At 71.1% G+C, this 12522-nt stretch carries 12 protein-coding genes; 11 read left to right on the forward strand and 1 reads right to left on the reverse strand.

Annotation, left to right across the window (positions count from 1 at the left end; genetic code table 11):
• The 6 genes from ACIBVP_RS36975 to recN all read left to right on the forward strand — a co-directional run.
• Nucleotides 1-1935: hypothetical protein (locus tag ACIBVP_RS36975; protein ID WP_396111132.1), on the forward strand; the 1935-nt coding region annotated here is incomplete at its 5' end.
• Nucleotides 1932-2801 (forward strand): HAD-IIA family hydrolase, encoded by an 870-nt coding sequence (locus ACIBVP_RS36980; RefSeq protein WP_396111133.1) that lies wholly within the window; start codon nucleotides 1932-1934, stop codon nucleotides 2799-2801. The genes ACIBVP_RS36975 and ACIBVP_RS36980, both read left to right, overlap by 4 nt.
• Before the next feature lie 4 nt (nucleotides 2802-2805).
• Nucleotides 2806-2982, forward strand: a complete 177-nt coding sequence (locus tag ACIBVP_RS36985; RefSeq protein ID WP_396111134.1) for a hypothetical protein — start codon at nucleotides 2806-2808, stop codon at nucleotides 2980-2982.
• A gap of 3 nt (nucleotides 2983-2985) precedes the next feature.
• Complete coding sequence (locus ACIBVP_RS36990) at nucleotides 2986-3792, forward strand: TlyA family RNA methyltransferase (RefSeq protein ID WP_396111135.1); 807 nt, start codon at nucleotides 2986-2988, stop codon at nucleotides 3790-3792.
• Entirely contained in the window at nucleotides 3789-4682 is an 894-nt protein-coding gene (locus ACIBVP_RS36995) for an NAD kinase (protein ID WP_396111136.1), read from the forward strand. Before ACIBVP_RS36990 ends, ACIBVP_RS36995 begins: the two co-directional genes overlap by 4 nt.
• Before the next feature lie 112 nt (nucleotides 4683-4794).
• On the forward strand, nucleotides 4795-6594 hold the full coding sequence (gene recN, locus ACIBVP_RS37000; RefSeq protein ID WP_396111137.1) for a DNA repair protein RecN: 1800 nt from the start codon (nucleotides 4795-4797) through the stop codon (nucleotides 6592-6594).
• A 10-nt stretch (nucleotides 6595-6604) separates the two neighbouring features.
• On the opposite strand, the gene ACIBVP_RS37005 is transcribed toward recN, so the two are convergent.
• Nucleotides 6605-7027, reverse strand: a complete 423-nt coding sequence (locus ACIBVP_RS37005) for a hypothetical protein (protein WP_396111138.1) — start codon at nucleotides 7025-7027, stop codon at nucleotides 6605-6607.
• A 66-nt stretch (nucleotides 7028-7093) separates the two neighbouring features.
• Here ACIBVP_RS37005 and ACIBVP_RS37010 point away from each other — a divergent pair, with 66 nt between their 5' ends.
• From ACIBVP_RS37010 to ACIBVP_RS37030, 5 genes are all read left to right on the forward strand, one after another.
• On the forward strand, nucleotides 7094-7699 hold the full coding sequence (locus tag ACIBVP_RS37010; protein WP_396111139.1) for a TetR/AcrR family transcriptional regulator: 606 nt from the start codon (nucleotides 7094-7096) through the stop codon (nucleotides 7697-7699).
• A gap of 90 nt (nucleotides 7700-7789) precedes the next feature.
• Nucleotides 7790-8974, forward strand: coding sequence for a putative cytokinetic ring protein SteA (steA, locus tag ACIBVP_RS37015; protein ID WP_396111140.1), 1185 nt, complete (start codon nucleotides 7790-7792; stop codon nucleotides 8972-8974).
• Complete coding sequence (locus tag ACIBVP_RS37020; RefSeq protein WP_396111141.1) at nucleotides 8971-9912, forward strand: copper transporter; 942 nt, start codon at nucleotides 8971-8973, stop codon at nucleotides 9910-9912. Before steA ends, ACIBVP_RS37020 begins: the two co-directional genes overlap by 4 nt.
• Before the next feature lie 272 nt (nucleotides 9913-10184).
• Entirely contained in the window at nucleotides 10185-11888 is a 1704-nt protein-coding gene (locus ACIBVP_RS37025) for a CTP synthase (protein ID WP_396111142.1), read from the forward strand.
• Complete coding sequence (locus ACIBVP_RS37030) at nucleotides 11885-12511, forward strand: NUDIX domain-containing protein (protein WP_396111143.1); 627 nt, start codon at nucleotides 11885-11887, stop codon at nucleotides 12509-12511. The genes ACIBVP_RS37025 and ACIBVP_RS37030 overlap by 4 nt, the downstream gene beginning before the upstream one ends.
• Nucleotides 12512-12522 lie beyond the last annotated feature (11 nt).

Genomic DNA, 12522 nt, shown 5'->3' on the forward strand with positions numbered 1-12522 from the left:
GGTTTTCGCCAGGATCGAGGCAGCCGCGAGGACCGTGGTTTTCGTGAGGATCGCGGTGGGCGCGACGATCGTGGTTTCCGCCAGGACCGTGGCAGCCGCGAGGACCGTGGTTTCCGCCAGGATCGAGGCAGCCGCGAGGACCGTGGTTTCCGTGAGGATCGCGGTGGGCGCGACGATCGTGGTTTCCGCCAGGACCGTGGCAGCCGCGAGGACCGTGGTTTTCGCCAGGATCGAGGCAGCCGCGAGGACCGTGGTTTTCGTGAGGATCGCGGTGGGCGCGACGATCGTGGTTTCCGCCAGGACCGTGGCAGTCGCGAGGACCGTGGTTTCCGCCAGGACCGTGGCGGGCGAGAAGATCGCGGCTACGGTGACGACCGTGGGGGGCGCGAGAACCGCGGTTACCGTGAGGATCGCGGCAGTCGCGAGGGCCGTGGTTTCCGTGAGGATCGTGGCGGGCGCGAAGATCGTGGTTACCGCCAGGACCGTGGCGGGCACGACGACCGCGGTTACCGCGGGGAGCGGCGCTCGGATCGCAGCGACCAGGGCTCCCGGGGATACCGCCGGGAGGACCGTGACTCCCGCGACCGGCCGTTCCGCGACGACCGGAGCCCGGCCGCCGAGACGCCGCAGGCCGACACCCCGCAGGAACCGACCAGCGGGTTCGCTCGGCGCAACCACTACACGTCCACTCGCGGTGGCGATGGCCAGAACACCGGCTACCGCGCCCGCGAAGACGCGGCCTACGAGGACGTCACCGCGACGGACCCGGCTGACCAGCTCGACGAAACCGCAGCGGCCAGGGACGTGACCGCGACCGCCGAAGCCCCGGCGGCACCCGTCGACGACGCGGACGCCTCCGCCGAACCCGTCGGCGAAGCCGCGGCACCGGCGGCCGTCGATGACCAGGCCGCGTCCGATGAAACCAGCGGCGCCGCTCTGGCGGGACCCGCCGACGACGGCGAAGCCGCCGCTTCGGCATCCGTTGATGACCAGGCCGCCTCCGATGAAACCAGCGACGCCACGGCTTCGACGACCATCCCTGACCAGGCGGCCTCGGACGAATCCAGCGACGCGGCCCTGGCGGGGCCCGTCGACGTCAGCGACGCCACGGCTTCGGCATCCGTTGATGACCAGGCGACCTCCGATGAAACCAGCGACGTCAGCGACGCCATGGCTTCGGCGGCCGTCGATGACCAGGCCACCTCGGGCGAAACCAGCGACGCCGCTTCGGCCGTGCCCGCCGACGCCGGGCGAGCGGACCCTCGACGTCGCGACGGTGAGCCGGAGCTGCCGCCCGACATCGAGTACAGCGACCTCGACGCCGACGCTCGCCGTGAGCTGAAGAGTCTCGCCAAGTCCGTGGCCGAGCTTGTCGGCAAGCATCTGGTCGCGGCCGGGCTCCTCATCGACGAGGACCCCGAGCTGGCCCTCGCCCACGCGCGTTTCGCCAGGACGCGTGCGTCCCGGGTGGCGATCGTCCGGGAGGCGGCCGGTATCGCCGCATACCACGCGGGTGAGTGGGCCGAGGCGCTCGGTGAGTTCCGGGCGGTCCGCCGGATGACCGGGTCGCAGGCCCACCTCCCCGTGATGGTCGACTGTGAACGTGCGCTCGGCCGTCCCGAGCGTGCGCTCGAACTGGCCACCGAGGCGAAGGACCTGCCGCCGGAGGTGGCCGTCGAGCTGAAGATCGTCGCCGCCGGTGCTCGGCGGGATCTCGGGCAGGTCGACGCGGCGGTCGTCGCGCTCCAGGGGCCGGACCTCGACCCCAAGCGCCGCGACCCGTGGAGTGCCCGGCTGTTCTACGCCTACGCCGACAACCTCGAGGCCGCCGGCCGCACCGACGACGCGATCCGCTGGTTCCTCAACGCCGCCGAGGCCGACCTCGACGACGAGACCGACGCCGCCGAACGCGCCACCGCCTTGAGTGCCTCATGAGTCTGATCGACGACTACGACGCGCTCCTGCTCGACCTCGACGGCACCGTCTACCGAGGCGAGGAGGTGGTGCCCGGTGCGGACCGGGCCGTCGAGGCCGCGCACGCCGCGGGCACGAAGGTCCGCTTCGTCACCAACAACGCCTCGCGCGGGCCCGACGAGGTGGCAAGTCACCTGACCCGCATCGGGGTGCGGGCGGAGCCTGCCGAGGTCAGCACCAGCGCGCAGGCGGCCGCGGCCGTCCTCGCCGACAAGCTGCTTCCCGATACGACGGTATTGGTCGTCGGATCGGCGGCGCTGGTGCACGAGGTCGAGATCAAGGGCCTCACCGCCACCCGCACGCACAGCGACGCCGTACAGGCCGTCGTCCAGGGCCTCAGCAAGGACACCGGCTGGCACGACCTCGCCGAGGCGTGCGTCGCGATCCGCGGCGGTTCCCTGTGGGTCGCCTGCAACGTCGACCCGACGCTGCCGACCGAGCGCGGCCCCTTGCCCGGCAACGGTTCGATGGTCGCCGCGCTGCGCACGGCGACCGGCACCGAGCCGGTGATCGCGGGGAAGCCGGCCACCCCGCTGATGGACGAGGCACGCAGGTCAGCCGACGCGCGCAACCCGCTGGTCGTCGGTGACCGCCTGGACACCGACATCGCGGGTGCGGTGGCCGCGGGGATGGACTCGCTGCTGGTGCTGTCCGGTGTCTCGACCGCTCAGGAACTGCTCGACGCGCCGGAGAGCATGCGGCCGACCTACCTCGCCCACGACATCCTGGCGTGCACGGAGGACGGCGTGCGGATCGAGGGCGACGACTGGGCCACCGCCGTGCGCGACGCGCTCGCCCGCCTCGGCCTCGAGCATGAAGTAGCGTGACAGGGTGCAGTTCGACACCGACCAGACCGTCCGCGACGACACGGTCGACACGACCGACATCGACGAGGCGGTCGCCGGCACCGAGAATCTCGACGCCGTCCCGCTGACCGAGCACGTCGCCAGGTTCGACGCCGTGCACGTGGCGCTCAACGAGGCGCTGACCAGCATCGACACGGACTGACCGGTGCCCCGCAGGACTCGGCTCGACGCCGAGCTGGTGCGTCGTGGGCTCGCCCGCTCCCGTGAGCACGCCTCCCAGCTCATCGCCGACGGCCGCGTGACCGTGCGCGGCACCGTCGCCGCCAAACCCGCCACCGCTGTCGAGACCGACGCGCCCGTGGTGGTCCGCGACCTCGACAACGACCCCGACTGGGCGTCGCGCGGTGCGCACAAACTCGTCGGTGCGCTGGAGAAGTTCGCCGTCGCGGTCGACGGCCGTCGCTGTCTCGACGCGGGCGCGTCCACGGGCGGCTTCACCGACGTGCTGCTGCGCCGCGGTGCCCGCGAGGTCGTCGCCGCCGACGTCGGGCGCGGCCTGCTGGTGTGGCGGCTGCAGACCGACGACCGTGTGGTCGTGCTCGACAAGACCAACGTCCGCGCGCTGACGCCGGAGGCGACCGGGGGACCGGTCGACCTGGTCGTCGCCGACCTGTCGTTCATCTCGCTGCGGCTCGTGCTGCCCGCGTTGCTCGCGTGCACGAACGAGGACGCCGACCTGCTGCCGATGGTGAAACCGCAGTTCGAGGTGGGCAGGGACCGGCTCGGCTCCGGGGGCGTCGTCCGCGACCCCGCGTTGCGTGCCGAAGCCGTGCTGGACGTGCTGAAAGCTGCGGGAGAACTGGGTTTGCGCCCGCACGGTGTCGTCGCGAGCCCTCTTCCCGGCCCGTCCGGGAATGTCGAATACTTCGCATGGTTGCGTCGTGGCACACCCCTGGACGACCAGGCGGCGGCCGCGATGGTGGAGACCGCTGTCCTGGAGGGGCCGCAATGACCGCTCGTGAGGTGCTCCTCGTCGTCCACACCGGCAGGCTGGACACCCGCCGTGCCGCGGAGAAACTGGCAGGCTGGTTCGCCGACGCCGGAATCACCGTGCGTGTATTGGAACGCGAGGCGCCGGATCTCGACGCCGCCTGCTACCAGCGGGTCGTGCCGGTCAGCGCCAAGGCCGCGGAAGGCACGGAGCTGGTGTTCGTGCTCGGCGGCGACGGCACCCTGTTGCGCGCGGCCGAACTCGCCCGCCCCGCCGGGGTGCCGGTGCTCGCGGTCAACATGGGCCGGGTCGGCTTCCTCGCCGAGGCCGACTCAGACGTGCTCGAGGAGGCGGTGTCGCAGGTCATCGCGCAGCGCTACGAGGTCGTGGACCGGATGACCGTGGACGTCACGGCGTCGCTGGGGGACCGGGTGCTCGCGAAGACGTGGGCGCTCAACGAGGCCAGTGTCGAGAAGAGCAGCCGTGAGCGGATCCTGGACGTCCGGATAGAGGTCGACAACCGGCCCGTCTCGTCGTTCGGGTGCGACGGCGTGCTGTGCGCGACGCCGACCGGTTCCACCGCCTACGCGTTCTCCGCGGGCGGCCCCGTCGTGTGGCCGGACGTGCAGGCGCTGCTCGTGGTGCCCAGCAACGCGCACGCCATGTTCGCGCGGCCGCTCGTGGTCTCGCCGGACTCGCGGATCGCGGTCGAGGTGGACCCGTCCGGGCATCCCGCGGTGCTGTGCTGCGACGGTCGCCGTACGTTCGTATTGCCTCCTGGTGCGCGGGTGGAGGTGGTCGGCGGGGAGATCCCGGCGCGCCTCGTGAAGCTGCGCCAGGGCCCGTTCACCGACCGGCTCGTGGAGAAGTTCGAACTGCCGGTGCAGGGTTGGCGCAGTCCACGGGGCTGAGCGGAGCTTGCGGAGCGAACATCGTTTCCGAGCGGAGCTTGCGGAGCGAACATCGTCATGAATCGAACACACTTGCGGGTGGTGCGAGCTTTTGTCGGTGCGAGCCGATAAAGTGCGCGCTGTGTTGGCCGAGATGCGCATCGAGGGCCTCGGCGTGATCGACGAGGCCACCCTCGAACTAGATCCGGGTCTGACCGTGGTGACCGGTGAGACAGGTGCTGGCAAGACCATGGTCGTCACCGGGCTGCACCTGCTGTCCGGTGGCCGTGCCGAGGTGTCCAGAATCCGCAGCGGCGCGGGGAAGGCGGTGGTGGAGGGCCGGTTCGCCGCTCCGCCGGGCAGCGCCGCGGCGAAGGTCGCGAGCGAGGCCGGCGCCGAACCGGACGACGACGGCACGCTGATCGCGTTACGCACCCTGAACTCCGACGGGCGTTCGCGGGCGCACCTCGGCGGGCGGTCCGTGCCCGTCGGTGTGCTGTCGGAGCTGTCCGAGCAGCTCATCGCCGTGCACGGCCAGAACGACCAGCTGAAGCTCATGCGTCCGGCCGAGCAGCGGTCGGTGCTCGACCGGTTCGCGGGCGAGGAGCTGGCCGGTGCGCTGGCCGAGTACCGCGGCGTGCGCGAGGAGTGGGTGGGGGTCAGCGCGGAGCTGGCCGACCGCGGCGCCCGCTCGCGCGAGATGGCGCGCGAGGCGGAGATGCTCAAGCACGGCCTCGCGGAGATCGAGGCGGTGGCTCCGCAGCCGGGCGAGGACGACGAGCTGCAGGAGAAGGCGAAGCGGCTCGCGGACGCCGACCAGCTGCGCGAGTCGGCGACCGGCGCCGTGTACGCGGTGTCGGGTGCGCCTGAGGGGGATCCGGACGCGCCGGGTGCGCTCGGCCTGATCGGCGACGCGCGGCACCGGCTCGGTGGTTCGGAGGACCCGAGGCTGCGTGAGCTGGAGCCGAGGCTGGCGGAGGCCGAGGCGCTGCTGGTGGACGTCGGCACCGAGCTGAGCAGCTACCTGGACTCGCTGGACGCGGACCCGCGGGCGTTGGAGCAGGTGCTGGCGCGGCAGGCCGAGCTGAAGCAGCTGACCCGCAAGTACGCGGCGGACGTCAACGGCGTGCTGGAGTGGGCGAACACGGCAGCCCAGCAGCTGGCCGGCCTCGACACGTCCGAGGAGGCGCTGGGCGAGCTGGCCCGCCGGCGTGACGAGCTCGCCGCCCGGCTGGCCGACTGCGCGCAGCGCCTGACGGTGCTGCGCGTCGAGGCGGCCGACAAGCTGGCGCAGGCGGTGACGGTCGAGCTGGGCGGCCTGGCGATGGGCCAGGCCGCCATCGACGTCATCGTCAGCACGCGCTGGGCCGAGCCCGGCGACCCGCACGCGCTGCGGGTGGCGGGCGGCAAGGACAACGAGGCGCTCGTGCACGCGGGCCCCGAGGGCGTCGACGAGGTGGAGATCCGCCTGCGCGCCCACGACGCCGCCCAGGCGCTTCCGGTGCACAAGGCCGCGTCGGGCGGTGAGCTGTCCCGCGTGATGCTCGCGATCGAGGTGGTACTGGCCCACTCCGACCCTGTCCCCACCCTGGTCTTCGACGAGGTCGACGCCGGTGTCGGCGGTCGCGCCGCGGTCGAGATCGGCAGGCGGCTCGCCAGGTTGGCGGCGAGCCACCAGGTGATCGTGGTGACCCACCTGCCGCAGGTGGCGGCCTTCGCGGACCGGCACCTGGTGGTCGACAAGCAGGCCGCCGGTGGTGTGACCCGCAGTGACGTGCGCCGGGTGGACGAGCAGGACCGGGTGCGGGAGCTGGCGCGCATGCTCGCGGGCATGGACTCCACCGAGACCGGTCGCGCGCACGCCGAGGAACTGCTCGCGGTCGCCGACGCGGACAAGAAGGCCACCCGGGGGAAGGGACGCAAGAAGCGGTAGCCGGGGCGCCTCAGCTCGTCGTCAGCAGGCCCAGGCCCAGCGTCACCACACCCACGCCCAGTGACAGGGCGCCCAGCCACACGAGCCAGATGAGCTTGTTCGGCTTTGTCACCTCGCCGCGGCCCATCGACGAGAAGAAGAAGCCCGCCGAGATCAGTGCCGCCGCGGCCGGTGTGCCGGCTCTTGCCAGCCAGCCGAGCACGCCGTCCAGTGCCGCCGCGTCGGCCAGGACCAGCGTCACCAGGCCCAGCGTCACCAGCACGCCCGCGTGTGCGTGGCCCGCGCGGGCGAAGGACTTCTGGAACGGCGTCATCGCCACCTTGCCGCCCACGATCCGGGTCATGAACCAGCCGCCGAACTCGATGCCGACGATCGTCAGCAGCACGGCGCCCGCGATGTATCTGGACTCCGGGCTCAACACCAGGGTTTGCATGTCGTCCTCCCACGACGAATTTAGTAACGACGTTACGAAACAACGTTACGATACACTTGTCAAGCTATGGGACGACCGAAGATCCACGACGAGGCACTGCGGGGCCGCCTGATCGACCGGGCCGCCGCGCTCGTGTTCGACGACGGCGTCGACGCGCTGAACCTCCGGCGCCTGGCCACCGAAGCCGGGACCTCCACCTCCGCCGTCTACTCGCTCTTCGGCAACAAGGCCGGCCTGCTCGAAGGTCTCTACCTCGAGGCCGCGCGGCGGTTCGGGGCGCGGCTCGCCGAGGTCGAGGAGACCGCCGACGCCGTCGACGACATCGTGCGGCTCGGGATCGCCTACCGCGACTACGCCCTGCGCGAACCGCACCTCTACGCGATCATGTTCGACCGGCACTCGGCCGAGTTCGGCGACGACGCGCGGGGCGAGGCGGCCGCGACCATCGGCCCGCTCGTCGACGCCGTGCGGCGCGCGCAGGAGCGCGGCGCGCTGCGAAAAGTGACCCCTGAGCTGGTGGCCCTGTCATGCTGGGGCGTCGCGCACGGGCTCGTCTCGCTGGAGCTCGCCGGCTCGGTGCCGCCCGGGCTCGACGTCGCCGCGGGCTACGAAAACGCGCTCCGCGCGATGGTCGACGGGTGGCGCGAGTCCATCGTGCACAGTCCTCAATGATCATTCCAACCGGACAGCACTGCCCCAGCCGGGTGATTTTCCCGGCGTGGCGACCGGATTATCACGAGTCAATTTGTCACCATCAGTCCCATGAAGCTCACCGGTCTCCTCGCTCGATCGCACCAGGCTCGGCCCGGGGTCACCGGGATCGCGCGGGTCGACCGGCGAACGGGTGATCTGCTCCGCCGCATCGGACACGGCGACATCGTCATCCTCGACCAGGTCGACCTCGACCGCGCCACCGCGGACGCCCTGGTCGACGCCCAGGTCACGGGTGTCGTCAACGCGTCGCCGTCGATCTCCGGCCGCTTCCCGAACCTCGGCCCGGAGATCGTCGTCGGCGCCGGGATCGTGCTCATCGACGGCGTCGGGCCGGAGGTCCTGCGTGCCGTCAAGGAGGGCAGCAAGGTCCGGCTTCACGAAGGCGTCGTCCACATCGGCGACAAGGAGGTCGGGCGCGGGACCGAACAGTCCGTCGAAACGATCGCCGACCTCATGATCGAAGCCAAGGCCGGCATGTCCGCGCAGCTGGAGGCGTTCTCCGCCAACACGATCGAGTTCCTCCGGCGCGAACGGACCCTCATCCTCGACGGCGTCGGCGTGCCCGACGTGAACGCCAACATGCGCGACCGGCAGGTGCTCGTCGTCGCGCCCGGACGGGACCACGAGGAGGACCTCCGCCGCCTCAAGCGGTACATCGCCGAGCACCGGCCCGTGCTCATCGGCGTCGACGGGGGCGCGGACACACTGCACCACCTCGGGTATCGCCCGAACGTGATCGTGGGTGACCCGGACAGGTTGTCCACCGAGACGCTCCGCAGTGGTGCCGAGGTCGTCGTCCCGGCCCACATGGACGGTCACGCGCCGGGGCTGGAACGCGTGCAGGACCTGGGGATCGGCGCCGTCACCTTCCCGGCGTCGGGCAACCCCGAGGACCTAGCGCTGCTGCTCGCCGACACGCACGGCGCCGACCTCGTCGTCACCGTCGGGTTCCAGGCCACGCTGCACGAGTTCCTCGACCGCGGCCGCTCCGGCTCCAACCCGTCCACCTTCCTGACCAGGCTGAAGCTCGGCAGCAAGGTCGTCGACGGCAAGGCCGTCGCCACGCTCCACCGCAGCCGTGTCTCCATCGGCGCGGTGCTCCTGCTCGTGCTCGCCGCGCTCGCCGCGGTCGCCGTCGGCGTGGCCGTGTCCGGGGTCGGCGACGCGTACCTCGACTGGGTCGTCAACACCTGGCACACCATCACGAACTGGGTTGGGGGAATCTTCTCGTGATCTCGTTGCGGTACCACGTCATCTCCATCGCCGCCGTCTTCCTCGCGCTCGCCGTGGGCGTGGTGCTCGGCTCGACGACCCTGTCGCGGTCGTTGCTCTCCGGGCTGAACAACGAGAACGAGGACCTGGCCGCCCAGGTCAACGACCTGCAGAACGAGCGGAACGCGCAGAACGCGCGCCTCGCCGACGCCGACGCGTTCGCCGCGTCCGTCGGGCCCATGGCCCTCCAGGGCCAGCTCGCGCGGCGCACCGTCGTGCTCGTCACGACCGCCGACGCGCGGCCGGAGGACCGCGACGCGCTGAAGACGTTGATCACCAACGCGGGCGCGACCGTCACCGGTGAGCTGCAGCTGACCGAGTCGTTCAGCGATCCCCGGCACGCCGACCAGCTCAAGGACATCGTGGTGCGGCTGCTGCCCGCGGGTGTGCGACTGCCGACGGCGTCCGACCCGGGCACGCTCGCGGGCGGTCTGCTCGGTCCGCTTCTGTTGATCAGCAAGGAGAACAACAAGCCGCAGGCGTCCGCGGACGAGACCGCCGCCGCGCTGTCCGGGCTCACCGAGGGCGGGTTCGTCAAGGCGAGCCAAGGACTTCAGCCCGCGCAACTGGCCGTTGTTCTCACCGGCGGTGCCGCGTCGGGTGACGGTGCGGGGGACCGGGCCGCGACGATCGCGCGGTTCGCCACACAGGTCGACCGTTCCGGCGCGGGTGCTGTGCTGGCGGGTGGCGCGGGTTCGGCTGAAGGCACCGGTCCGGTGGGCGTCGTGCGTGCCGACACCGCGGCGACCAGTATTTTGTCCACTGTGGACAATGTGGACAGTTCGGCTGGCCGGGTGGTGGCGGTGCTCGCGTTGCGTGAACAACTGGAGGGGGAGGCGGGGCGCTACGGCAACGCCGGCAACGCCGAACGCACCTCGCCGGGCGCTCCGGCGGAGTAGTCCGCTTCGGGTTACGTGGTGGTGTCCTCGCCCGGCGGGTCGTCGTTGTGGGCTTGCGCCCGGCTTGTGCACGGGGCTGGACTTCTCCGTGAGCACTGGGTGACGCTCTGTGAGTATGTGCTTGTCGGGGGTGTACCCGGTGTGTCGGGTTCGGATCGTCGGAGCAGGTGATACGGTGAAACCCCGTGGAGAGTCAGGCGGGGAGCCCCGCTGCGAACGGTATCGCCAGTAACGGATATGGACCGAAGGCAACGCCACGGGGGGCGTCCCTGGTGCAACATTCACGCACGACCAAGTACGTGTTCGTCACCGGTGGGGTCGCCTCGTCGCTCGGCAAGGGGCTGACGGCCTCTAGCCTCGGTCAGCTGCTCACGTCCCGTGGGTTGTGGGTCACGATGCAGAAGCTCGATCCGTACCTCAACGTGGACCCCGGGACGATGAACCCGTTCCAGCACGGCGAGGTGTTCGTCACCGAGGACGGCGCGGAGACCGACCTCGACGTGGGGCACTACGAGCGGTTCCTCGACCGCGACCTCGCCGGCGCGGCCAACGTCACCACCGGGCAGGTCTACTCGACGGTCATCGCCAAGGAGCGGCGTGGCGAGTACCTCGGCGACACCGTGCAGGTCATCCCGCACATCACCGACGAGATCAAGGCCCGCATCCGTGCCATGGCCGAGCCCGGCGAGGACGGCAACGCGCCCGACGTGATCATCACCGAGATCGGCGGCACCGTCGGTGACATCGAGTCGCTGCCGTTCCTGGAGGCCGCGCGGCAGGTCCGCCACGACGTGGGCCGCGACAACTGCTTCTTCCTGCACGTCTCCCTGGTGCCCTACCTGGCGCCGTCCGGTGAGCTGAAGACCAAGCCGACGCAGCACTCCGTCGCCGCGCTGCGCAACATCGGCATCCAGCCCGACGCGGTCGTCTGCCGCGCCGACCGCGAGATCCCGAGCGGGCTCAAGCGCAAGATCGCGCTGATGTGCGACGTCGACATCGACGCGGTGGTCGCCGCGCCGGACGCGCCGTCGATCTACGACATCCCGAAGGTCCTGCACACCGAGGGGCTCGACGCCTACGTCGTCCGCAGGCTGGGACTGCCGTTCCGGGACGTGGACTGGACCGTGTGGGGTGACCTGCTCACCCGCGTCCACGATCCCAAGGAGACGGTGCGGATCGCGATCGTCGGCAAGTACGTCGACCTGCCCGACGCGTACCTGTCGGTCACCGAAGCCCTGCGTGCCGGTGGGTTCGCGCACCGCGCCAAGGTCGACATCCGGTGGGTCGCCTCCGACGAGTGCGAGACCCCGGCGGGCGCCGCGGCAGCACTGTCCGGGCTGGACGGCGTGCTGATCCCCGGTGGGTTCGGCGTGCGTGGCATCGAAGGCAAGATCGGCGCCATCGAGTACGCGCGGGTCAACAAGATCCCGCTGCTCGGCCTGTGCCTCGGCCTGCAGTGCATGGTGATCGAGACCGCGCGGCACCTCGCGAACATCGCGGGCGCCAACTCGTCGGAGTTCGACGAGACCACCAAGCACCCCGTGATCTCCACGATGGCCGACCAGGAGGACGTCGTCGCGGGGGAGCGGGACATGGGCGGCACCATGCGGCTGGGCGCGTACCCGGCGAAGCTGACCGCCGGTTCGGTCGTCGCGAAGGCCTACGGCACCCGCGACGTCTCCGAGCGGCACCGTCACCGCTACGAGGTCAACAACGCCTACCGCGACAAGCTGTCCAAGGCGGGCCTCGTGTTCTCGGGTCTCTCGCCGGACGGGCACCTCGTGGAGTACGTCGAGTTGTCGGCCGACGTGCACCCGTTCTTCGTCGGCACGCAGGCGCACCCGGAACTGAAGAGCCGCCCGACGCGTCCGCACCCGCTGTTCGCCGGTTTCGTGCGCGCCGCGCTGGCACGCAAGGCCGCCGAGCGACTGCCGGTCGAGCTGCCCGAGCCGTCCAGCGCGGGAGCGCGTTCGTGACCGAACCCGGTCGGCACGAGTTCACCGTACTGTCCACTGAGGATGTCTACATCGGACGAATCATCGCGTTGCGCGTCGACGAGGTCGCCATGCCCGGCGGGTCGCACGCCAGGCGCGAGGTCGTCGAACACCACGGCGCGGTGTCGATCGTCGCACTGGACGACGATGACCAGGTGACGTTGATCCACCAGTACCGGCACCCGCTCGGCAGGCGGATCTGGGAGCTGCCCGCCGGGCTGATCGACCACCTCGGCGAGGACCCGCTCGAGTCGGCCAAGCGCGAGCTGGTCGAGGAGGTCGGCCTCGCCGCCGAGCACTGGTCGGTGCTGGTCGACGTCGCCGCGTCGCCGGGGTTCACCGACGAGGTCATCCGCGTCTTCCTCGCCACCGGCCTCACGGTCGTGGACCGCGAGCTGCTCGGCGACGAGGAGGCCGACCTGGTGGTGCGCAAGGTGCCGCTCGCGGAGGCGGTCCGGATGGCGCTCGCCGGCGAGATCGTGAACGGTGCGTCGGTGAGCGGGATCCTCGCCGCGCAGGCGGTCCGGACCTCGGGCGCCGCGCCGCGCCCGACGGACGCGCCGTGGGAGGACCTGCCGACCCGCTTCCCGTCCCGCCCGTCCTAGTCCGGAGGTGG

It is taken from the genome of Actinophytocola sp. NPDC049390 (assembly GCF_044466355.1).
In the GTDB taxonomy this organism is placed as follows: Bacteria; Actinomycetota; Actinomycetes; order Mycobacteriales; family Pseudonocardiaceae; genus Actinophytocola.